Raw genomic sequence first — 22,648 nt, 5'->3', positions numbered from 1 at the left:
ATTGGAGTGAATGTACTCATTTGCCAGAATGGGGATGCCACTTGACGTCATGAACCGTACATCGACTTAAAGTTAACCCCGAGGCCATTGCGACGACTTGAGTAATTGCAACTCAATCCGACCAACTCCCTTACATGGAGGGCAACCTGAGTGACCATCATGAGGATCTGTCAACGATGATCGGAGAAAACGCGGTTGACGGTGTTGTGTCCAGACTCTCCTTGTTTAAGGCAAGTGTGACGTCCCGTCAGTTTGCCTTTGTACTGAGCTTGTTCAGCGTGGCCACTGAGCTTCTTCAGCGTTGCTTCTCCAGGGTGAGGACGGCCTTGGCGATTGACGTGAGTGTGTTGGGACTGACGCGGGCTTTGCGGAAGATCCGCCAGGCTTTGAGTCGTGCGAAGGCCCGTTCGACGGGCGAGCGGAGTCGGGCGTGTGCCCGGTTGACGGCCTTCTCTTTGACGGTGAGCTCACGGTTTCGGTGTCTTTTGACGGGTGTGGCGAACGTTCCGCCGGCACCCTGGTACGCCTTGTCCGCGAGGGCGGGGATCTTCAGTCGCTCACAGATGGGGCGATGTTGTGGGTGCGGGCGGCTGTGATGTCCGCGGTCCGTCCGGGCAGGGCCGGCGAGTACCAGACGAGCTCACCGGCCGGGCCGGTGACCGTCTGGATGTTCACGCCGTGCTTGCCGTGCTTGCCTGAATAGTCGTCCTGGCTGTTGCCCACGCGGTCGCATTCGGCGAGCGTGCCGTCGACGAGGATGTACTCAGGGCGGGCTTGCCGCAGCGCGTGAGTGAGAGAGGGCGCGCGGGCGGCCAGGTGGGTGATCACGCTGTGTACATGTGCGTGGGCGGTGCTCTCGCTGATCCGGAAGCCGGCGGCGATCTGGGCGAGGGTGTCGTGCTTGCGTAGGTACACGAGCGTGATGAGGGCCCGCTGAGAGGCCGGCAGTTTGCACCGGCGGTCACCCTCGCGGGTGATGATCAGCATCGTGACCCACTCCACGAGGGCATGCGGAAGGTCGAGTGCGGCAGGATAGGTAACCAACAAGGCTCCCTGACAAATGAGTTGAGACGTGAGTGGGGCGTTCTGCGAGTCGTCGTGGCCGGTTGTCGGGTTTGGCGGGTTGCGGTTGAGCGGTCCTGCGGTGTTCTGGAAACGTGGCCGAGCGGCAGCCGTACCCGAGTGATCTGTCGGACGAGGCGTGGGAGCTGATCCGGCCGGTCATCACGTCCTGGAAGGGGCAGCACCGCTCGGTCAGCGGCCACGAAGGCCAGTACGGGATGGAGTGGGCCATCGCCTGCTCGCGGGTCGGTGAGGTGCTGGCCCCGGCGGGCGAGAGCGGGCAGGACCGCGCCCGGGTCGAGGGGACCGCGTCGGCCGCCGGGGAGCAGACCGGAAAGAGGTCGCAGGTGCCGGATGCGGCGAATATGAAGCCGCTGGTGCCGGTGTGGCGTGAGGGGCTGGCCTGGTCGGTGCTGTCGGTGGACTACCAGCGCATCCTGCAGGTGCTCGCGGACCGCCACCGGCTCCATCAAGGGCCGCTGACCTGCCAGGAGAGGGCCGCGGCGTTCGGCATGGAAGCAGTTGACCGCGTGCGCTGTGGTCGGCTTCGACGAGACCGGCACCCGCATCGCCGGACGCACCTGCTGGGTGCACACCGCCTGCACCCGCTCGCTGACGCTCTACCTGGTGCACACCCGGCGCGGGGTGGATGCGTTCGAGGCGATGGACGTGCTGCCCGACTTCACCGGGCTCGCGGTCCATGACGGCTGGAAGCCTTACAAGACCGACGCCGGCGCCGTCCATGCCCTGCAACGCGCACCACCTGCGCGAACTCGCGGCCGCGGTGGAGAACGCGACCGAGGACTCGCCGCAGGAGTGGGCCCAAGACCTCGCCGGGCTGCTGGTGGAGGTCTGGGACCAGATCAAGGACATCCGGGCCACCCACGAGCAGGCCTGCGGCTTCACCGTGAAACACTGGAGCGCATCACGGCCCGCGAGGAGATCATCGCCGCCGGACGGACCCTGCACCCGCCGCGCGCACCCGGCCAGCCCCGCCGGAAGCGGTCGAAGCCGGCGAACCTGCTCGACCGGTTGGACGCCGAACGCGACCAGGTGCTGCGGTTCGCCTTCGACTGGCGGGTGCCGTTCGACAGCAACACCAGCGAGCAGGCCATCCGGATAAACAAGGTGCAGCAGAAGATCACCGGCGGCTGGCGCACGATGCCCGGCGCCGAACGCTTCTTACGCGGCTACCTGTCCACCGCCACGAAACAGGGCAAGAACCTGCTCGACGCCATCATTCGGCTCTTCGACGACCGAGGCGCCTGGATCCCCACCCCGACCTGACCACCAAACCAGTCACACCCGGGAAAGACCTCACACTCAAACAGAAGTGCGTCAACCGGGCTCACTCGCGAGTCCGTTGGTCTGTTGAACGGACCATCGCGGAGATCAAGACCTGGCGCATCCTCCGCAAAGCGCGCTGCCACCCCACCGCAATCACGTCAATCACCAAAGCCATCCTCACCCTGGAGACTCATCGCTGAACAAGCTCACTGAGCTTCAAAGCGTGGTGTCGGCACGGGCTGACGGCTCATGATCCCTGCGGTATGCCGACCTGCATGAGGTATGTGCAAGGGGGCGGGCTGACCGGCGAGCGGCAGGCGTTCCGCGAGAAGTTGAGGTTGGAAACGGCCGTGCGGTTCGCCCAGGGCGACGAGAACGTGGTCATCAGGTACGACCTGCGGGTGAGCGTCCGGTCGGTTCAGCGCTGGCGCAGGGTGGTCCCAGGACGGGCCGAGAGCCCTGGCCTCCAGAGGGCCGGCGTCGTTGCCGCGGCTCAGTGACGAGTTGTTCGCCGTGCTGGAACGGGAGCTGGCCAAGGTCCGGTGGCACACGGCTGGCCGGACCAGACCTGGACCCTGTCACGGATCAGGACCCTCATCGGGCGCCGGTTCCATAAGAGCTACACCGTGCAGGGTGTAGCCGCGCTGCTCAAGCGGCACGGCTGGAGCTGCCAGGTCCCCGCCCGGCGGGCGATCGAGAGGGACGAAGAGGTCGTCGAACCGGGCCGCGTACTCCTCCAACGGACCCGGCGCGGGCGGACACGGGCGGCGAGCAGCCATCTTCAGCCCCCAACAAGGCAGTTGACTCCTACCACCGGCCTATGACCAACCCAACCCGTCGTCAATCCCCACCACCGGCCGGATTTAACGAACTACCGTTACTGACTTCGGCTCGTTAGGGTGAATCTTCGCGAAGTCCCTGAGGGGCCTGTGGTGGTGGCTGTATTCCGTGGTGTGTGAGGTATGCGGATGGGGGCGGGCTGACCTCTGCGGGGCGCCGGCGCCGGGAAACGATACGGATGCGGGCAGCCGAGTTGTTCGAGCAGAAGATCAAGCCGCCGGAGGTTGCAAGGCGCCTGCGGGTGAGCCTGAAATCGGCTTACCGATGGCACCAGTTGTGGCGGGACGGAGGTCGTGAGGCTCTGACCTCGCGTGGCCCGAGCGGGTCGCGATGCCGTTTGTCACCGCGCTGCCTGGAGAAGCTCGCCGGGTATCTCGAGCAGGGACCAGCCGCGCATGGATGGGTGGAGGACCAGGTGTGGACCGCTGCTCGGGTGGCCACGCTGATCGGCAGGAAGTTCCACCTCTCCTACAGCGTCTCGGGAGCCACCAGGCTGATGCACCGGCTCGGCTTCAGCCCACAGGTCCCCGCGCGGCGGATTGCCGAACGCGACGAGCAGGCCGTCACCGCGTGGAAGGAGACGACCTGGGCGGAGATAAAAGAGCCCGGGCGGCCTGCGGAGGCTACATCTGCTTCGAGGACGAAGCGGGTTTCACCCGCCGACCGCCCAAAGGGCGAACCTGGGGCCGGCGCGGCCGCACCCCGGTCGTGACGGTCAGCGGCCGCCGCTCGGGGCGCCTGTCGGTGGCCGGGCTGATCGCCATGCGGCCAGGCTCACGAACCCGGCTGTGCCACCGCCTGCGCACCCACCCCGCAGGCAAGGGCAAGCGCCGCAGCATGGGCGAGCGCGACTTCATCGCGCTGATCGACGGCGTCCACCACCTCCTCAAGGCGCCGATCGTGCTGGTGTGGGACCGGCTCAACACCCACGTCTCCCACGCCATGCGTGAACTGATCGCCGAACGTGAATGGCTCAAGGTGTTCCTGCTCCCCGCCTACTCACCCGACCTCAACCCCGTCGAGTGGGTATGGGCGCACGTCAAACGGAGCCTGGCCAACCTCGCCGTCGTCGCCCTCGACCGGCTCCAAACCCTCGTTCGCAACCGGCTCAAACGCCTCCAGTACCGGCCCGACACCCTCGACGGCTTCATAGCCGGCACCGGCCTGACCCTCGACAATCCAGCGTCACCCTGACAAGCCGAAGTCAGTAACGCCCACGGCACCACGTCGTAAGGCCTTCGAGCGCGAGAACGACGGGCCGCGATCCAGAACACTGCCGTCACTCAATTGCCAATGCCCGGCCTTGACCAGGCAGTATGGGCGTTTCGCCGCGTTTGGGTAGTGGTTGCTCACCCCTCCCACCGCCCTGCGGGTGTGTCCTTAAAAACAGGTCCACCAGATCTCCGTCCACCCGGATCAGGCAGTGATTACCGATGACTCCCCCCACCACCACACCTCCCCGACAGTCGCAACGCGCAGCATCCGACCAGCCGCGCCTCTTCGACCTGCCGCTGGAGCACGGGCCGACCGCTCCGGCCGCAGCACGTCACCAAGCCCGCCCGGTCCTGGCCTCCTGGGGCCTCACCCAGACACAGGTCTACGACACGCTGCTGGTGATCTCCGAGCTGGTCACCAACGCCATCACCCACGCGGCACCCCCGTCACCCTGCACCTGCAGGCCGCCACAGCACGCGGCCAGCTACACGTCCGCGTCAGCGACGGCGGCCCCCAGCCCACCCCCGCCACCTGGGCAGCCTCCCGGCCCGGAGACGAACACAGCCGCGGCACCACCATCATCAACGCCCTCACCCACCAGACCGGCGCCCACACAGACCCCGACCCCCGCAGGCCTCATCAACCACTGGGCAAACCTGACCGCCGCCTAAAACCATCAGGACACAGCAAAGACCATCCCACAGCACACAGGCCTGTCGGCCAGGTGGCACGCAGGTGGGCCAGCGCACCAACACGACCTGCTCCACATCCACACCCAGCGCCGCATCACCGGTGAACTCGACATCGCCACTACCCCCTCCTCGACGACGCAGTCACCGCCTGCATAACCCACCCCACCCGCCACCTCTGCGCCGACCTCAGCAGCCTCATCTTCTGCGACACCACCGGCCTCCAGGCCCTGCCCTGCACCGCATGACAGTGACCATCAACACCACCCAAGCCCAGGGCCCCGGCGTGTGCCTGGATCGTCCGGTTTGGTTATGTGATGCCGTAGAGGGCGAGGACGCGGGGGCGCTCGGTGTGGGCTCGTCGTCCGGCGGCGGTGTTGACGTAGCCGGCGAGCTTGAGCGCGCTGCGGATCAGGTCGCGGAGGGTAGCGAGTACGGCGGGCGCGTTGCGGGTTCTGACCTGGGACTTGTCCTCGTTGAAAGTGACATCTCGACACCAGTGGACGGTATTTTCCACGGTCCAGTGCCCGCGAGCCCAGGACGCGATCTCGGCTGCGTTCGCTTCCTCGGCGGGCAGGTCGGTGATGGCGTAGACGGTCTCGCTGGACCATTTTTTCGCCCCGTAGAGACGGCGTCGGCGCTGGATCCGCAGGACCTGGGCCGCGTGCGGGAAGAGCAGGCCCTCGACGGTGACGACCTGCACGAGCCGCTGCTCGTGACGGCCGTGGCCCCGGGCGTCGTCGCGGTGGATCACAGGGATCTCCTTCCAGGGCAGGGCGTGGAGTTGACGGGCCTGGCCGCGCTGGTTGTTCTTGATGGTCAGCAGGTAGTGAGCGCCGCGTTCGCGCAGGTAGATGGCGTGGTCGCGTTGGGCGTGGAGGGCATCGGCGGTAACGACCACCCCCGTGAGATCCGCGTCGTCGATCTGGTCGAGGAGAGGTGCGAACTCGGGGATTTCGTTGGTCTTCGCGCCGATCTCGCGGGAGGCGAGAGTGACACCGTCGCCGTGACGGACGGCGGACAGGACGAAGACGCGGCTGCCGTCCGGGCGCCTCGCGCCGCGCAGGCACTTGCCGTCCACCGCGATCGCCCGCCGCCGGAGCCGTACCGGCTCGGCGCGGGCGGCCGCCCGGTGAGCCCGGCGCTGTTCACGTTCGGTGCCACCGTCGGGCATCACCGGCTCCGGCCGGCGGGGCTGTGCGGACAGCAGAGGCCGAAGGTAGTCGTAACCGGCCGCGCCGATCTCACCGGGATCGAGTCGCCCCAGGACGCTGCGCAGGGTTTTCTCGCTCGGCACCCGGTAGCGGCCAAGGAGTGGGTGGTAGGGCAGGCCGAAGGCGGCCAGTTCCTCCGGCGCCGCACGTCGGCACCACTCCGCCGCCGCGGTGATCGAGTCGTGGCCGGACGGGGTCATCGCGCAGACCACCAGGGCCAGCAGCGAGGAGAGCCGGTACCGCACTCCGCAAGCCCCTCTCGGATCGGTGACCGACTCGAACTCGGCGACCAGGCAGCGCACTTGCTCCTTGGCGGCACCCTCGCCGAGGGCTTCCAGGCAGGGCGCACAAGGCACGGGGACAGCGACAAGGGATGATGGAGAAACGAACACGGCACCTTCGTGGATCTTGCAGCGTAGAGAACTACATGATCCACAGGTGCCGTGTTCACCTGCTTCCGGGGCCCACCACCGAGATCAACACCCCAGACCGGGACGATCCAGGCACTCGCCGGGGCCCTGGGAGAGTGCTCCTTTCCGTACAGCCAACAAGACCCTGAGCAAGTCCCCATCGTTGCAGTTCAGGAGCACTCTCCGCTTATTTGGTCAAGGCATGGACGGGCACGCTCGTGAAAGCGCGAGGCTAGAGACCTGAAAGATCATCAGAAGTCGCGCTGGTTTGCCACCTCACCCCGAACGGGCAACCAGTCAAACTGGGCGTGTCGCGTGAAGCAGGAACAACGCCGGGGCCGTGGCACGCAGGACGTATGGGTGTCTGATCAGTATGGGCCGTTGACGTTGTCGATCGAGCCGTACTTGTCGGCAGCGTAGTTGCAGGCTGCCGTGATGTTGGCGACTGGGTCGTAGGGGTCCATCGACGTGCCGGCCACGTGGTAAACCTGGAACGTGGGGTCGATTACCTGGAGGAGGCCCTTAGAGGGGGTGCCCGCGGCCGCGTTGGAGTCCCAATTGTTGATGGCGAGCGGATTGCCGGAAGACTCGCGCATCACGTTGCGGTAGATGCCGTCGTAGCTGCCCGGAATACCGGCCTTGGCCATGATGGCCAAGGACTGCTTGATCCAACCGTCGAGCTCGTTGGCGTAGGTAGTGGAGGTTGAAGCGGCAGGTGTTTCCAGAACTGACTCTATCGCCGCAGGTTCCAGCGTTTTGGTTCCCACGGTCAATGTCAAGCCCGCTCTGATGAGGGCGGGGTTGTCACCAATGACCGCACGGTTCGCCCAGTACAGCTTCTTCCAGCCTCCGCTCGACGGGAATTTCTGCGCGACTTTGCGCAGGGTGTCGCCCGCAACCGTCTTGTAAGTGATGAGCTGGACGTTGGGGACTACGGCGGCACTGATGAGTTCGAGAGCCCGCGCCGGGGTCGCCGCGTGGGCGCTGGTCGCACTCACGAGCGGGAAGGCAAGTGCGATGCAGCCCGTGCCAGCGGTGACCATGCCCCGGGTGATGAGGCCGGTCTTCGTGCGGCGATGCTTACCTCGTGCGGTCATGGCGAATGTCCTCTCTGGCGCCCGCGAGGCGAGCTGTCGGGTTCCGGCGGGAAATGCCCGGTCGCGTTCTGGGCGGGGTTCACCCCTAGCCGGTCTGGTGTCCGGATCGGCGGCTTGCCTGCAAGTCCCTCTCACCCCTGCCATGCGCGGGTGGGTGGGGGTAGCCGGGCGGTGGCAGGATTCAGCGATCTCCCCAGGATCGACGAAAAGGTATGTGAAAGCACATGTCCGGAACAAGGCATAATGCCGCCACTAAGATCACTTTGTTGCATTGGGGGCAAGGCAGTGAGTCTCAATCGTCCAGAATCGAGTCATCAACTCGCCTGCCGAGAACGGATGATGGAGGGAGACTTGCCGCGTAACCATCCGACCCTTACGTGACTCACTTCACGCGGCCAAGGAGCCTCAGGCCTTGTCACCGCAGGCAGGCCGCGCAGAATCCCGATGAACCCCTCGAGCGGAGGTCAATGCGGACTGTGCCGGCGAGCGCCCTGTCCTCTACTGACTTCGGCGTAATAGGTTCACTTTGGTCTGTCGAGTGCGAGGCCTGTCCCCGGCGAGGAATCCGTCGAGAATGTTGTGCCTGTACTGCAGCGCCTTGAGCCGCCTGCATGGTAGAGAGGGCCAGTCCGCCGAGTAGCCGAGGGGATTTTCACCCCTCGGCCCTCACAGATCCGTACGTGACGATCTCTCGTCATACGGCTCTTGTCGTTCTGGTCACCAGACGCGGGGGGCATGGGTGGTCCAGGCCCAGTGGGCGAAGAACCGGGGTCGCCGTGCGACGGCCTGGTTCCACGCCGTTTGGGCTTTCTTCCTGCCCCGCAGCCGTTTGAACTTCTTGCGCATCCACCGCATCAGGTAGGCGTTGACGCGTTCCAGGAGGGGATGGAGGGCCGACTGGTAGAAGGCTCCGTAGTACGTCATCCACCCGCGAATGATCGGGTTGATGAACCGTGCGAGGTCTGCTTCGGTCAGGCTGGTGCGGTGGTGCAGCCGCCAGGACCGCACTTCGGAACTGATCCTGCGCAGGGCTTCCCCGCTGATGGCGGGGAGGAACGACCGGAACATCTGGCCGTCCTTGCGTACCGCGGAGCGGGTGCGGAAGGTGAATCCCAGGAAGGTGAACTCGGTGTGCTCGTACGAGGCACGCCGGTTGGCATCCTGGCAGTACACGATCCGCGTCTTCTCCGGGTGCAGTTCAAGCCCTGCCTCGGCCATCCGCTTCTCGATCGCCTTGAGCACGAAGCGTGCCTGGCGTTCGCTGACGCAGTGGACCACCGCGTCGTCCACGTACCGTTCGAACCCGATGGCGGGGAAGTTCCGCGCCATCCAGGCGTCGAAGGCGTAGTGGAGGAAGAGGTTGGCGAGGACCGGCGAGACCGAGGAGCCCTGGGGCGTCCCCCGGTCCCGCTCGCGCCGTGTCCCGTCGGGCAGTTGCAGCGGTGCGGCGAGCCAGCGTCGCACGTACAGCAGGACCCAGGACTGGGACGGATTGGACGGATCAGTGTGGGCGGCGACCGCCTTGAGTACCAGGTCCCACGGAACGCTGTCGAAGAATGCGCGGATATCCAGGTCGATGACCCAGTCCGCCTTCCAGCAGCGCTCCCGGCACCGGCCCACAGCATCAATCGCCGACCGCCCAGGACGGTAACCGTAGGAGTCGGGATGAAAGACCGGCTCGGCCTTGGCCTCCAGCACCCCGGCAACCACCGTCTGGGCTATACGATCCCCGATCGTGGGCACGCCCAATATCCGGACGCCCTCTTTCTTGGGGATCTCCACCGCACGCACCGGAGGCGGAAAATAGGTGCCGGAGGAAAGATGATTCCAGATCTTGTATAGATTGTTCTTCAGATCCTTCTCGAATTCTTCCATCGACACCGCATCCACGCCCGCTGCGCCCTTGTTCGACCTGACTTTCTCGTACGCCTCCCAGACGGACTGCTTGGAAATATTGAACGGCTTGCCTGACGCTTTCACCTCGTTCACACGACTCCTCCCGGGTAACGTCCGGTTGATCGAATAAACACAGTCACGAACGACCCGGCCCCTTCGCTCCGCCCCCGTTACAGGGGTTTCATCACTACTACGAGCCGGTCCGCCGGCGTACTTGGCGTCGGTACTCAGTCCCTCACGGCTTCGGACCGCCCGGGACGCTCCCTCTCTCCCCGCTCACCAGCGGAGACGTATCCAAGCCCGCCTTCTCCTGTTCCGTACGAAGGCCGCAGACCGGGCTCGCGTCGCCTGCATGCCGGACACCGCCTGGCCAATAAACGGGCACCCGCCAGACTCATCCCGGGACTGCCTTGACACCCCGGTTCTGATGTCGACTCTACTTTTCGACACGTCAGCAGCGATTCGCTTGCGCTCGCCTTCCCGATCCCCACCTGACGTCTCAATGGACGCCTTTTCCTCATCGTTCACCACGGCAGTCTTCAGCTAGCGCAGCATGAGGTGGTTTAAATTCTCCCCCCGCAGGGTGAATTTGAAGGGCCATACCTTCATCCTCCGTACAACATCGCTACAAGAAGAGTTCCTACATGCTTCTTCCTTTCACGTTCAGGACACAACAAGGCCGGGTAGTTAGGGCTTGCAGATCAGTGAGCTTCTTCAGCGTTGACGCTCCAGAGTGAGGACGGCTTTGGCATTGACGTCATGCGGTTGGGACTGCATCGGGATCTGCGGAAGATCCGCCAGGACTTCAGGCGGGCGACGCCGCGCTCGACCGGTGCCCATGCCGCGGCCAGGGCCCGGTTGACGGTCTTCTCGATGGGGGTGAGTTCCTGTAGTGGTCTGCGTTTGATGCCGGTGGTCAGCCAGGGGCGGCTGCCCTGATGGGCGAAGTCGGCCAGGATGGGATGCCCTGGCGTGAGTCCGGCCCGGCAGTGCGGGTGAGCGCCACCGCAGCCGGCCGTCCGGGTCGGTAACCACCTGCACGTTCACTCCGTGCCGCGGTGCTTGGCCGAGTGGTCGGCCCGGGTGTCGCCGACCCGGTCGCACTCGGCGCGCGTGCCTTCCAGGACTCTGTTGCTCAATTTTCGGGGTCTGGTTCCGGTGAGTGGGTGATGATCTCTCGTGCGGTCGCTTTCCTTGTCGTGCGGTAGCGGGGGTGATGCGGGTGTCGTTGCAGGCGAAGGGGTTGCCGTCGGTTTCGAAGCGGACGGTGAAGGTGACTCGTGCCGCTTTCCCGAAGGGGAGTCTGCCGATCCGGGTGCGGGATCGGCTTGGGGAGGTCTTCAGGGACGATCCGTTCGCGGACGCGTTCGGTGTCCGTGGGGCGCCGGGGTTGTCTCCAGGGGTGTTACTGACTTCGGCGCATCAGGGTGACGCTGGGTCGTCGAAGGTCAGGCCGGTGCCTGCTATGAAGCCGTCAAGAGTGTCGGGCCGGTACTGGAGGCGTTTGAGCCGGTTGCGTACGAGGACTTCGAGCCGGTCGAGGGCGACCACGGCGAGGTTGGCCAGGCTGCGCTTGACATGTGCCCATACCCACTCGACGGGGTTGAGGTCGGGCGAGTAGGCGGGCAGCAGGAATACCGTCAGCCATTCACGCTCGGCGATCAACTCACGTATGGCGTGGGAGACGTGGGTGTTCAGCCGGTCCCAGACCAGCACGATCGGGGCCTTGACGAGGTGGTGGACTCCGTCGATCAGCGCGATGAAGTCCCGTTCGCCTATGCTGCGGCGTTTGCCTTTGCCCGCGGGATGGGTGCGCAGGCGGTGACACAGCCGGGTGCGGGAGCCGGGCCGCATCGCGATGAGTCCGGCCACCGACAGGCGGCCCGAGCGTCGCCCGCTCACCGTGACCTGCGGGGTGCGGCCGCGCCGGCCCCAGGTGCGTCCTTTGGGCGGTCGTCGCGTGAAGCCCGCCTCGTCCTCGAAGCAGACGTAGCCCCCGCACGCCGCCCGGACTCTTTTACCTCGGCCCAGGTCGCCTCCTTCCACACGGTCACGGCCTGCTCATCGCGCTCGGCCACCCGCCGCGCGGGTACTTGAGGACTGAAGCCGAGCCGGTGCATCAGCCTCGTGGCACCCGAGACGCTGTAGGAGACGTGGAACTTCCTGCCGATCAGCGTGGCCACCCGGGCAGCCGTCCACACCTGGTCCTCCACCCAGCCATGCGCGGCAGGCCCCTCATCGAGAAACGCAGCCAGCTTTTCCAGACAGCCCGGGGACAGACGGCATCGCGATCCACTCGAGCCACGAGAGACCAGAGCCTGCACGCCACCGTCCCGCCACATCTGCTGCCACTGGTAGGCCGACTTCGGGCTCACCCTCAGGCGCCGTGCGACTTCCGGCGGCTTGATGTCCTGCTCGAACAGCTCCGCCGCCTGCATCCGTACCGTCTCCCGGCGCTGACGTCCCACAGGGGTCAGGCCGCCCCCATCCGCATACCTCATACACCACGGAATACAGACAACACTCCAGACCCATCAGAGACGTCGAAGAAGATCACCCTAACGAGCCGAAGTCAGTAATTCGTGCGGCTGAGGGTGCTGGTGGGAGTGGGTGGGCAGGTTCCTCCTGTGCCGGGAGGGTCCGGCCGGGGAGGGGCTCGTTTTGTCGATGTCGCCGCGGTCGTGGCCGGAACCGTCGCCGGAGATCGCTGCGGCGGTGCGGAAGATATACGCGCGTAAGGAGCCGCCGCTCGCGGTGGCGATCCGGGACCAGTTGCCCGAGGTGTTCCCGGACACGGAGTTCTCCGGTGCGTTCGGTGCACGGGGCCGACCGGCACTCTCGCCGGGCCTGCTGGCGCTGGTCACGGTGCTGCAGATGGTGGAGAACCTCACCGACCGGCAGGCCGCCGATGCCGCCCGCAAGGACCTCACCTGGAAATACGCGCTCGGGCTCGGCCTGGCGGACGAGGGGTTCGACGCGTCGGTGTTGTCGGAGTTCCGCACCCGGGTGGTCGAGCACGGCCTGGAGGAGCGGGCCTTGGACCTGCTGCTGGCCGCGTTGAAGGAGAAGGGCCTGGTCAAGCCGGGCGGGAAGCAGCGGACAGACTCCACTCACGTGATCAGCGCGGTGCGGGACATGAACCGCCTGGAGTTGGCCGGTGAGAGTGTGCGGGCCGTGCTGGAGGCGCTTGCGGCCGCGGCACCGGGCTGGCTCGCCACGGTCGTGGACGTCGAACCATGGTCCAGGCGTTATGCGGCCCGGGTCGGTTCCTGGCGGCTGCCCGTCACCGCGTCCAAGCGCGCCGACCTGGCCGTCGCGTTCGGAACGGATGCGGTCACACTGCTGGAAGCGGTCTACCGCGCCGACGTGCCGGGATGGCTGCGCGAGCTGCCCGCGGTGCAGGTCTTGCGGACCGTACTGGTGCAGAACTACCAGGTCACCGACACCCCCAGAGGACGGGAGGTGCGGCGGCGGGCGGGGGACGAGGACGGTCTCCCGCCGGCCAGAGTCCGTCTCGGCTCTCCGTACGACACCGACGCCCGCTGGGCGGCCAAGGGCGAGGACTTGTTCTGGCTGGGATACAAGATCCACCTGTCCGAGACCTGTGACGACGATGATGGCGACAACCGCGCCCCGAACCTGGTCACGAACGTGGCCACGACCGATGCCACCGTGCCGGACGCGTCGATGACCGAGCCGATCCACCAGACCCTGGCCGGCCGGAAACTGGCTCCGGGCGAGCACTACGTCGACTCCGGCTATCCCTCCGCGGCGCTTGTCGCCTCCTCGCTCAAGGACTTCGGCACCGTGCTGATCAGCCCGCTGTTGGGCGACTGCTCGCCCCAGGCCAGAGCCGGTGCCGGCTACGACCGGGCCGCGTTCGCCATCGACTTCGAACAGCAGAACGCCGTCTGCCCGCAGGGCCGCACCAGCTCGTCCTGGAGCCCCTGCACCCAGCGCGGCACCGACGCCGTGGTCATCAAGTTCGCCAAGACCACCTGCCAGCCGTGCCCGGCCCGGGGCCGGTGCACCACCTCGAAGGCCGGATACCGGCAGCTCACCGTCCTGCCCCGCCAACTCCACGAGCTCCAGCACACCGCCCGCCTCGCCCAGGCCACCCGTGACTGGCAGCACGAATACCGACGACGAGCAGGCGTCGAGGGCACCATCCGCCAGGCCGTCGCGGTCACCGGCACCCGCCGTGCCCGCTACCGCGGCCTGGCCCGGACGCACCTCGAGCACGTCTACTCGGCCGTCGCTCTCAACCTCATCCGACTCCACGCCTGGTGGAACGGCCACCCCATGGACCGGACCAGGACCAGCCACCTCGCCCGCCTCGAACTCGCCCTCGCGGCTTGACCCCGAATTAACCATCAGGGTCGAAGTTGGACATCTTGCGTTTGACCACGCGCGGGTTGGAGCGTCTGCGGCGGGTGGGTAACAGGCGCGCGGTGATCTCGCGGAGTTCGTCGGTGAGGGCGGCGGTCAGACGGTCAGGGGAAAAGGCCGCCTGCGCGGTGACCTGGCGTCGTGCGAGGCGGATGCTCCGGGTGAAGGAGAGCCTGTCGGGGTCGAGGCCGGCCTGCTCGGCGGCGTCGTGCATCAGGGTGCGGATGGCGTGGTGGACCAGCAGGTGTGCCCAGACCTCCTGCTCGACGCCTTCGGGTGAGCGGGAGCGCAGGACCTGGGCAGGTCCGCGTTGATGGGTCTTCAGCTCGTCCAGCGTGTTCTCGAACTCCCACCGCTGGTGGTAGAGGGCGGCCAGCTCGGTGGCCGGGGCGGCATCGGGATCGAGGACCGTGGTGATCAGCCGGTAAGGGGCGTCCTGCCCGGGATCGTCCAGGGTGTACTCGATCACCCGCACCATTTCCGGGTCGGCACGCTTGCGGTGGTCTCTGGCCGCGACGATCTCTGACAAGTACGAGCCGTCGGGCAGCTCTTCGCGGACCGGCAGCACCTGGTGGGAACGGATGCGCCACAGCAGGTCCGCACCGCCGGCCGAGGCCGCCCGCCACAGCTCCAGGCCGGTGAAGCCGCGGTCGGCCAGCAGCAGATCGTCCTCGCCCAGGTGACCGAACAGCTCGCGGGCCAGCACGAGTTCGGACGTGGTGCATGGGCCGAGAGCCGCCGTGGTGATGGCATGGGTGCCGCACTCGGCCAGCGCGACCACCCGCACCTGCGGATACGCACACCGCTGGGTGCGGTGGGTCTTCGGGCGCCCGAAGTGCGCCACGTTCTCCTGGCTGTCCGGAACGTCGAAGACTGTGCCGTCGATGGCCATCAGCCGCCACCGGCCGTAGAAGGCACCCGGTGTCGATTCCGTGGCCAACGGCCGGGCCACCGAGGCGAACAGGGCCTTCAGCGGTTCTGGACCGAGTTTCGCGCGCGCTCTCGAGATCGCCCCCGTGGTCGGTACCTGCCACGACCCCGACCAGCGCTTCGCCCAGGTCAGCCCATGCGTCAGCAGCCGAGCGACCTCTTCGTAGCCCTGGCCGGAGAACAAGCACATCGCCAGCACGAAGTAGACCACCACGCGCGGCGGCAGCAGCCGGTTACGCTGCCCGGACCTCCCGCACTGGGCCACCACCCGATCCACCAGCTCCGGCGGGAACGACCGCGTCAACAGCCCGACCGCGATGCGATCCGACAACCGCTCGTCCGTCTCCGGCTTCACCTGACCCGGCCGTGGCATCCCGGCACCTCCCCGCCACGCACCCTACCAGCCACCACCCTAAGTGGTCTGAGTCGTAAGTCCTTCGGGGGTTGACTTCGGAGCTGGTTGTGGGTGTGCGCGGTCAGGTGTCGAGGGCGGTGAGGTGGAGGTGGCAGGCGGTGTCGAGGGCGTCCTCGGGGGTGCCGCTTGCGCTGCCGGTGGGCAGGAGGGCGTCCTGGTAGCGGTCGCTGGCCGGGTCGTGCGGGGCGAAGCCCCAGCGGCTCGCGGTGCCGTGGTAGCGCAGGCGCATCAGCTTGATGCACTCGCCGTCGGCCAGTTCGCCTTCCACGTAGGCGAACTGGCCCCGGTGGCGGACGTGGAGGCCGGCCAGCTGCGGCCAGGCGGCCTGGGCGCGCATATTCAGGTACAGCTCAAGCTGGAGCCGGGTATGTTCCGAGGGCGTTGGCACAGCGGACATCCTGCCGCAGGGCCGGGGACCGGGATGCGGCAGGATGCGGCCTGTCCTGATCCACTTCTCGTGATCGGCATGTCTGCCTTGCCCGTTGCCTCCGCCTGCCCGATCACTCTGACCGCCTCCGAGCGCAAGCGGCTCAAGACCATGGCCTACGGTCACAAAACCGAGCACCGGCACCGCCAGCGCGCCCAGGTCGTCCTGCACGCGGCCCGGAACCGCTCCAACGCCCGCATCGCCCGGGAGACCAGGCTGCACCTGGACACCGTCCGCACCTGGCGCGGCCGATTTGCCGGGCACCGGCTGCCCGCCCTGTCCGACCGCAAGCGCTCCGGCCGTCCGGCCTCCTTCACGCCGCTGCAGGCCGCCCAGGTCAAGGCCCTGGCCTGTCAGCTGCCCGCCGAGAGCGGGATGCCGCTGTCGCGCTGGTCGGCCCCGGAGCTGGCCCGCGAGGTCGTCGCCCGCGCCATCGCCGGCGCGATCTCCGCCTCCACCGTGCGGCGTTGGCTCAAGCAGGACGCGCTCAAGCCCTGGCAGTACCAGTCCTGGATCTTCATCACCGACCCCGCCTTCCGCTCCAGGGCCGAGCGCGTGCTCGACCTCTATGCCCGCATCTGGAACGGCGAAGCGCTCGGCGCGGACGAGTACGTGATCAGTGCGGATGAGAAGACCTCCGTCCAGGCCCGCTGCCGCTGCCACCCCACCCTGGCCCCTGGGCAGGCCAGGGCGATGCGGGTGAACCACACCTACGGACGCGGTGGAGCGCTGGCCTACCTGGCCGCCTACGACGTCCACCACGCGAAGATCTTCGGCCGCTGCGAGCCGAGAACCGGCATCGCCCCGTTCATGGCCCTGGTCGACCAGGTCATGACCCAAGAGCCCTACGCCAGCGCGAAACGCGTGTTCTGGGTCGTGGACAACGGCTCCTCCCACCGCGGCAAGAAGGCCGCCGGCCGGCTCACCGCCGCCCACCCGAACGCGGTCCTCGTCCACACCCCGGTCCACGCCTCCTGGTTAAACCAGGTGGAGATCTACTTCTCCGTCGTGCAGCGCAAGGTCGTCTCGCCCAACGACTTCACCGACCTCAACGAGGTCGAGAACCGGCTCCGAGCCTTCGAAGACCGCTACAACGCCACGGCACAGCCGTTCCAATGGAGGTGCACCACCTCCGACCTGGACGATCTGCTGGCCAGGCTCGACCGGCACACCGCCGATCACCCAGAAGAATCCTCCGCGACGCCGGAAACATGATCAACCCCCGAAGGACTTACGACTCAGACCACTAAGTCACTGGTATTGTGATTAGCCTCGATCTTTCGTGAGGGTCCGCCGACGGAATCGGTGGGCCCCTTTCCCTTTCCGGAGCGGGCTGGCGGGCCGGTGGCCCGGCTGTCGCGTCGAGTGGGCGCCGGGTTCCACTGCCCGGGGCGGGTGATGCTGTCGCAGGGACGGTGGGTTGCTGGTCAGCCGGGGTCGGGCAGGAGCGCGAGTCGTTCGAGGGCGGCGGTGATCTCGTCGGTCCAGGGCCAGTGCCGGGCGAGGCGGAGAATCCTGCGCCGACCGGTTGTGATGAGCTGGCCGGCCGCGGAGAACAGGCGAAAGCGCAAGCGACGCGGTTCCCAGAGCCTCGCCCGGTCGGTCAGCGCGAGCATGGGCATCCATGCCAGCAGGTCGAGCGCGATCTGGACGATCTCCATCCAGACCCGGTTCTGGGCGGTGCCGTGCAGGGGCAGGTTGCGCAGGCCGGTGGCCCGGGCGGCCCGGATCCGGTCCTCAGCCCGTGCCCGGAGCCGGTGACGCAGCTCGAGGGCGGCGATCGGCCGGCCGGTGGTGTTGGTCGCGAAGCATGTGATCCGCATGCCGTCCGCGTCCGTGATCCTCAACTGGGCGCCAGGATGAGGCCGTTCCTTGCGGACGATGAGCCGCATGCCCTTGGGCCAGCCGTTAAGGAGCTTGCCGGTGAGCTCGGCGACCCAGGCCCCGTCCCGCGCCTCACCGTCGGTCTCGATGGCGGGGTCCAGGCCGAGGCGGGGACCTTCAGCACGTGTTCGTGGATGGCTTCGCTGACCGTCATGCCGACCGAGTAGGACAGCCATCGGCCCCGCTTCGCGAGCCAGGACACGAAGTCGTGGGTGCCGCCGGCGGAGTCCGTGCGGATCAGCGTCTGCCGTCCTCGTCGGTATCGCTTGGGCAGTTGGGCCAGGGCGAGTTGGGCGGTGGTGATGTGGTCGGCAGCGGTGTTGGAGCCCGCGTTTCCCGGTCTGAGGAGGGTGGCGACCGGCTCTCCGGTTCCGCCCGGTCCCTGGTCGACGAAGGCCGTCAGCGGGTGATGGCCGTAGGTCTTCTTCCACGTTGGCGCCGCGTCCTGCTTGTCGGAGTGGGCGATCACGAGGACGCCGTCGAGGTCGACGGTGACCTGACCGTCGGCGTCCGGGGCGTTCTCGCCGGCCAACGACCAGGCACGATGGCGGACTTCGGAGCGTGCGGACCGGATGGCCTGCAGGGCTTTCTCGCCGGACGCGGCGAGGGTGTCGATCAGGCGGGAGACGGTCGGATCGGAGGCGACCGGGCCGAAGATGGCCGGCTCACACCGCAGCATCGCGACGTCCGCGAGGCAGTCCCCGCCCAGTGCGACCGCCAGGGCAACGTCCAGGAGGATCTTGCCGGGATCGTGGACGGCCCGCGGTTTGCGCCACGGAGCCAGAGCTGCGGATATCGCCTGGTCAAGGCCCGTCTTGCGGACCGTCTCCAGCAGCAGGACCGCACCGGCCTGCGAGACCACCTGCCGACCGTCTCCCCGGACACGGACATGTGGGTACGACGAGATAGGCTCTCTCACCTGGAAAGTGCTCTTTCCCTTGCAGCCAACAGGACCCTCAGCAAGTCCTATCGTTGCAGGTCAAGGGCACTTTCCGTGTTTCTGATCAACGCTTGGACAGCCCACCTCGTGAAAGCGCGAGGTTAAGCTGCTTGCTTTTTTCCGCCGGTTCCGACCGTGTCCGTTTTGACCTGCTTGCCGACGGGGTGCTGGTGTGCACGACGCTGGTTGGGACCGGCGCCTTTTCGCCTTTGCGCGCAATCCGGCCGTGCAGGCCGCGTTCATCGAGCAGGGTGCGGGTCTTGTCGGAGTCGTAGCCGGCGTCCAGGTGGATGGTGATGTCATCGGGCAGCGGTCCGAGGTCGTCCAGGCGGTCCAGGGTCGGGGCGAGCAGCGGGGAGTCATGCCGGTTGGCTCCGGCCAGGACGCGGCCCAGCGGAATGCCGTAACCATCCGTCATGCCCGAGCGTTTCAGGTCTTGTTTGCCGCGGTCCACGGGGGAACGCCCGGCGACCTCGCCGCCGCCGGGGGCCTTGGTTATCGAGCCGTCGACGGCGATCTGGTCCAGGACGAGGCCCACGATCCGGTCGTAAGGGCTCAGTGTGATTTAACGTCTGCGGGTTCGGGAGTGTCGGCGGGTGGGCTGATGGTGTAGTTCCACTGGCCGTGGGTTTCGTGACGGGTCAGCGGGAGGGCCTTCATGGCCTTGTCGCTGATCTTGATGCCTGTGGGGTAGACACCGGTGTCCAGGGCCGCGGACACGGTCAGGCCGGTCTCGGTCGTCGTCGCACCGATCAGGGAAACGGCGGCCTCGTGGCTGGTCAGTGGTGTCCCGCGCCAGTTCATGGTGATTGCGGAGAACAGCCGGTGCTCTATGCGATTCCACTTCGAAGTACCCGGCGGCAGGTGCAGCACGGTGATCGACAGGCCGGTCTCGGCGGCGAGGGCAGCCAGCCCGGTCTTCCAGGCCCGTAGTCGGCTGCCGTTGGATCCGCCGCTGTCCGCGGTGATCGTCAGTGTCGTGGCCTGCGGATATGCGGCCCGGCCGACGTTGTTCCACCAGGTCCGCAGGGTGTTCACGGCGAACGCGGCGGTGTCGTGATCCATGCCGACGCTGACCCAGCCGGCGTTGGCGCCGATGTCGTAGACGCCGTAGGGGATGGCTTTGCCGGCCGGTCCGGGGAAGTCGTGGACGTTGACCTTCACCGGGTCCCCAGGCGGTCGCCATTCCTTGCCGACGTTCTTGAAGTTCCCGATCAGTTCCTTTTTCTTGCAGTCCACGGACACGACGGGCTGTCCGGCAGCGAGGGCCGCCCTGACCTGATCGTTGAGGTAGCGGAACTGGGCGTCGCGGTCGGGGTGCTGCTTGCCCTCGACGGTTTTGGCGTTGCCCTGCAAGGAGTAGCCGGCCTCGTGCAGCAGTCGGGCCACGACGTTCTCGGTGCACCGGTGTCCCCGATTGACCAGCTCGGCAACCAGGTGCGACAGCGATTTCGTGGTCCAGCGCAGCGGGTTCATCGGATCACCACGAGTCTCCGGCTCGACCAGGGCATCCAGGTCCACGGCCAGTTGCGGGTCCAGGACCTCGGCCCGTCTGCGGCCGCCTCCCGGCCCCCGGGACCGCCCGACCGCCAGCGGCTGCGGATCGTCCAGTTCCCCGCGGCCCCGTCGGATCGTGTCCTGGGACACCCCGGTCGCCTCACAGACGATCCGTGCACCGCCGCCACCCAGCTCACGAGCCTCGTTGCCGAGCCACAACCGTCGCTGCCGCTCGGTCAGGTGATCCCGGATCGCCTCGTAGCGCCGGGCCAGGGACTCCATATCGATCGGCATAGCAGGAAACGTACGCGCCGCGCGACTGATTCATAACTTGTTTCGCTACGAGCCCTAAGACTCCAGCGCGATCTGCTTGAACCTGGCGAAGACGCCGAGCCGGATCCACTCGTTGCGGCGGTTGCGGATCGTTGTGGCCGAGCACGTCGTGTCGGCGATCGCCTGGTAGGAGCAGCCGAAGCGCAGCAGCTGCAGCATCCTGTCGAAGATGATCCTGTCGCTGATGCGCCGGCGGTGGCAGCCCAGCGGATGGTCCGGGTGGTATTCCGGTCGTTCGGGCAGCAAGGCAGCGAATTGGCCCCAGAGCGGTTCGGTCAGCCATGATGGCAGCGCAGGCACAGGTCTACCCAGTGATCACAGAGCGTCGTAACTCCATGATCGCCAGGACCTGTGCCTGTCTCACTGCCGGGGTACCCGCACCACGCCTATCTGCCCGACCTCTAACTTCGAAGACCCGGCTTTCTTGTTCCGCATCCGGGCTCTGGCCATCTCCGCGAGGACGTTCGGGTTGCGCTGGCCGGCGATCAGGGCGTCCATCATGGCGCGGCCGGAGACGCCGAAGATGTCGGTGGCCACGGTGGAGAGTTTGATCTGGGCGTCTTCGAGGAGCTTCTCCACGCGCTGCTTGTGCCGGGTGCGTTCCTCGGTGAGCACGGTGCGGGTGCGGGTGAGGTCCCGGAGCTGCCGGATCGGTTTCGGGGGCACGAACGAGGGCCGGAGCATGCCGCGTTCGGTGAGCTTGGCCAGCCAGATCGCGTCCAGCTTGTCGGTCTTGGGCCGGCCCGGGACGTTCTTCACGTCGCGGGCGTTGACCTGCATCAACGTGAAGATCCGCGAGGGCCAGGTCGCCAACAGGCCGATATACATGGCCCTGGCAGTCGGCCGATTGCGGAGTGATTATCGATTATTGAGGACAATCCCTCCGAAGGGCATTGTCAGACATCCCATGGCGTTGGGTGTCAACTCGTGGCGAGGTTGGCGTGGTGGGCCCAGGCGGTGGCCTCGTCGTAGCGGGTGCGGGTCTTGAGGCATCCGTGGAGGATGCCGACGAGGCGGTTGCCGACCTGACGCAGGGCGGGGTTGTAGTCGAGTTCGCGGGCTCGCTGCTTGTCGTAGTAGCGGCGGACTCCGGGTGAGTTCTGCAGCGCGCAGAACGCCTGGCGCTGCAGCGCGTCGGCGAGGCGGTTGTTGCGGACGAAGCGGGCCTGGACGGTGTGGCTCCTGCCGGAAGCGCGGGTGACCGGGCTGGTGCCGGCGTAGTTCTTGCGTGCCTTCGCGGACGCGTAGCGGGCGGGGTCGTCCCCGAACTCGGCGAGCACCCGGGCCCGGACGATCTCGCTGATGCCGGGCATCGACAGGTAGATCTCAGCGTCCGGGTGTGCCCGAAAATGTGCCTTCACTTCACCCTCCAACGTGTCTATCTGCTCGTTGAGGGCAATCAGCAGCCGGGCGTGCGCGGTCGCCGCGGCTGCGTAGGCGGCGGTCACCGGGGCCGCGACGTCGAGCTGGGGCTCGCGCAGCGCGGCCGCGATCGTCGCGGCCCTCTGGTCGCGGTTGCGGCGGCGGTGCCGGGCCAGCACCGCGGTGATCTGCTGTTTCGTCAGCTTCGACGCCCGCTCGGGTGTGGGGGCCTTGACCAGCAGTTCCAGGGCGTCGGTGCTGGTCAGCTCCAAGCTGGCGTAGGCAGTGAGCGCGCCGGGTACTCGCGCAGCGTGTTCCGCAGGCGCTGGAAGGTGCGGGTGCGTTCCCAGATCAGGGTCTGATGGGCGCGGGCAACGACCTTGACGGCCTGGGCCTGCTCGCTGTCCCCGGCGATCGGCCGTAACTGATCGCGGTCGATGCGGGCCATGTCCGCGAGCGCGTGCGCGTCGCCCTTTTCGCTCTTCGCGCCGGAGGTGCCGTAGCGTTCCTTGAACCGGGCCGCCTGCCGCGGGTTGACCGCATAGACCTGGTAGCCAACCGCGAGCAGGGCCTGCACCCACGGCCCGCGGTCGGTCTCGATCCCGACCACTACCTGCCCCGGCTCCAGGTCCTGGCCACCGTACCGGGCGACCAGGGCGTGCAGCTTGGCGATCCCTTCGACACCCTCCATCAGCCGGGCGGTCCCGAGCCTGCGGCCCGAACCGTCCTGGACCTCGACATCATGGTGGGGTCGGCGCGGA

The 22,648-nt window shown here is 67.1% G+C and carries 12 protein-coding genes and 12 pseudogenes; 9 read left to right on the top strand and 15 right to left on the bottom strand.

Annotated elements, in window-relative coordinates; all coding sequences use genetic code 11:
• Positions 1-295: 295 nt before the first annotated feature.
• Positions 296-1,044 (bottom strand): annotated as a pseudogene (locus tag OG985_RS46375) (transposase family protein).
• A 113-nt stretch (positions 1,045-1,157) separates the two neighbouring features.
• Between OG985_RS46375 and OG985_RS46370 the strand changes: the two are divergent.
• From OG985_RS46370 to OG985_RS46340, 7 genes and pseudogenes are all read left to right on the top strand, one after another.
• Positions 1,158-1,283 (top strand): annotated as a pseudogene (locus OG985_RS46370) (IS5/IS1182 family transposase); the annotation flags it as partial.
• A gap of 301 nt (positions 1,284-1,584) precedes the next feature.
• Positions 1,585-2,349: a transposase gene (locus tag OG985_RS46365; protein ID WP_371666633.1), complete on the top strand. Its 765-nt coding sequence runs from the start codon at positions 1,585-1,587 to the stop codon at positions 2,347-2,349.
• Positions 2,328-2,549: a transposase family protein gene (locus OG985_RS46360; RefSeq protein WP_371674697.1), complete on the top strand. Its 222-nt coding sequence runs from the start codon at positions 2,328-2,330 to the stop codon at positions 2,547-2,549. Before OG985_RS46365 ends, OG985_RS46360 begins: the two co-directional genes overlap by 22 nt.
• 75 nt (positions 2,550-2,624) lie before the next feature.
• A pseudogene (locus OG985_RS46355) lies at positions 2,625-3,173 on the top strand (winged helix-turn-helix domain-containing protein).
• A 188-nt stretch (positions 3,174-3,361) separates the two neighbouring features.
• Positions 3,362-3,901, top strand: coding sequence for a winged helix-turn-helix domain-containing protein (locus OG985_RS46350; protein ID WP_371674231.1), 540 nt, complete (start codon positions 3,362-3,364; stop codon positions 3,899-3,901).
• A complete protein-coding gene (locus OG985_RS46345; protein ID WP_371674232.1) occupies positions 3,817-4,383 on the top strand; it encodes a transposase in 567 nt (188 codons plus the stop codon). Before OG985_RS46350 ends, OG985_RS46345 begins: the two co-directional genes overlap by 85 nt.
• A 239-nt stretch (positions 4,384-4,622) precedes the next feature.
• Positions 4,623-5,075: an ATP-binding protein gene (locus OG985_RS46340; RefSeq protein ID WP_371666634.1), complete on the top strand. Its 453-nt coding sequence runs from the start codon at positions 4,623-4,625 to the stop codon at positions 5,073-5,075.
• A 328-nt stretch (positions 5,076-5,403) separates the two neighbouring features.
• On the opposite strand, the gene OG985_RS46335 is transcribed toward OG985_RS46340, so the two are convergent.
• The 6 genes and pseudogenes from OG985_RS46335 to OG985_RS46310 all read right to left on the bottom strand — a co-directional run.
• Positions 5,404-6,699 (bottom strand): ISAs1 family transposase, encoded by a 1,296-nt coding sequence (locus tag OG985_RS46335; protein ID WP_371666527.1) that lies wholly within the window; start codon positions 6,697-6,699, stop codon positions 5,404-5,406.
• 386 nt (positions 6,700-7,085) lie between these two features.
• Positions 7,086-7,814 carry a transglycosylase SLT domain-containing protein gene (locus OG985_RS46330; protein WP_371666635.1) on the bottom strand — a complete coding sequence of 243 codons (729 nt, stop codon included), beginning with the start codon at positions 7,812-7,814 and terminating at the stop codon, positions 7,086-7,088.
• A gap of 717 nt (positions 7,815-8,531) precedes the next feature.
• A complete protein-coding gene (gene ltrA, locus OG985_RS46325) occupies positions 8,532-9,803 on the bottom strand; it encodes a group II intron reverse transcriptase/maturase (protein WP_371666636.1) in 1,272 nt (423 codons plus the stop codon).
• A 621-nt stretch (positions 9,804-10,424) separates the two neighbouring features.
• Positions 10,425-10,837, bottom strand: a pseudogene (locus tag OG985_RS46320) (transposase family protein); the annotation flags it as partial.
• 295 nt (positions 10,838-11,132) lie between these two features.
• Positions 11,133-11,756 (bottom strand): transposase, encoded by a 624-nt coding sequence (locus OG985_RS46315; protein WP_371666576.1) that lies wholly within the window; start codon positions 11,754-11,756, stop codon positions 11,133-11,135.
• Positions 11,756-12,211: pseudogene (locus OG985_RS46310) on the bottom strand (transposase); the annotation flags it as partial. The gene OG985_RS46315 and the pseudogene OG985_RS46310, both read right to left, overlap by 1 nt.
• Before the next feature lie 214 nt (positions 12,212-12,425).
• Between OG985_RS46310 and OG985_RS46305 the strand changes: the two are divergent.
• Entirely contained in the window at positions 12,426-14,069 is a 1,644-nt protein-coding gene (locus OG985_RS46305; RefSeq protein ID WP_371674176.1) for an IS1182 family transposase, read from the top strand.
• Between the two features lie 136 nt (positions 14,070-14,205).
• Here the strand turns inward: OG985_RS46305 and OG985_RS46300 are convergent.
• Positions 14,206-15,402, bottom strand: a pseudogene (locus OG985_RS46300) (IS4 family transposase); the annotation flags it as partial.
• 103 nt (positions 15,403-15,505) lie between these two features.
• Complete coding sequence (locus OG985_RS46295; protein ID WP_371666639.1) at positions 15,506-15,832, bottom strand: hypothetical protein; 327 nt, start codon at positions 15,830-15,832, stop codon at positions 15,506-15,508.
• Positions 15,833-15,910: 78 nt separating this feature from the next.
• Here OG985_RS46295 and OG985_RS46290 point away from each other — a divergent pair, with 78 nt between their 5' ends.
• Positions 15,911-17,086, top strand: a complete 1,176-nt coding sequence (locus OG985_RS46290) for an IS630 family transposase (RefSeq protein WP_371666640.1) — start codon at positions 15,911-15,913, stop codon at positions 17,084-17,086.
• A 212-nt stretch (positions 17,087-17,298) separates the two neighbouring features.
• Here OG985_RS46290 and OG985_RS46285 read toward each other — a convergent pair.
• From OG985_RS46285 to OG985_RS46260, 6 pseudogenes are all read right to left on the bottom strand, one after another.
• Positions 17,299-18,674: pseudogene (locus tag OG985_RS46285) on the bottom strand (IS1380 family transposase).
• A gap of 85 nt (positions 18,675-18,759) precedes the next feature.
• Positions 18,760-19,260, bottom strand: a pseudogene (locus tag OG985_RS46280) (transposase); the annotation flags it as partial.
• Positions 19,261-19,292: 32 nt separating this feature from the next.
• Positions 19,293-20,486 (bottom strand): annotated as a pseudogene (locus OG985_RS46275) (ISAzo13 family transposase); the annotation flags it as partial.
• A gap of 57 nt (positions 20,487-20,543) precedes the next feature.
• A pseudogene (locus tag OG985_RS46270) lies at positions 20,544-20,825 on the bottom strand (transposase); the annotation flags it as partial.
• Between the two features lie 123 nt (positions 20,826-20,948).
• Positions 20,949-21,308, bottom strand: a pseudogene (locus OG985_RS46265) (transposase); the annotation flags it as partial.
• Between the two features lie 137 nt (positions 21,309-21,445).
• A pseudogene (locus OG985_RS46260) lies at positions 21,446-22,635 on the bottom strand (IS110 family transposase); the annotation flags it as partial.
• Between the last annotated feature and the right edge of the window lie 13 nt (positions 22,636-22,648).

The sequence above is a fragment of the Streptomyces sp. NBC_00289 genome, assembly GCF_041435115.1.
Taxonomy (GTDB): Bacteria; Actinomycetota; Actinomycetes; order Streptomycetales; family Streptomycetaceae; genus Streptomyces.
The sequence above is the reverse complement of the archived record's forward strand: the minus strand, read 5'-3'. Positions and strand labels throughout refer to the sequence as shown.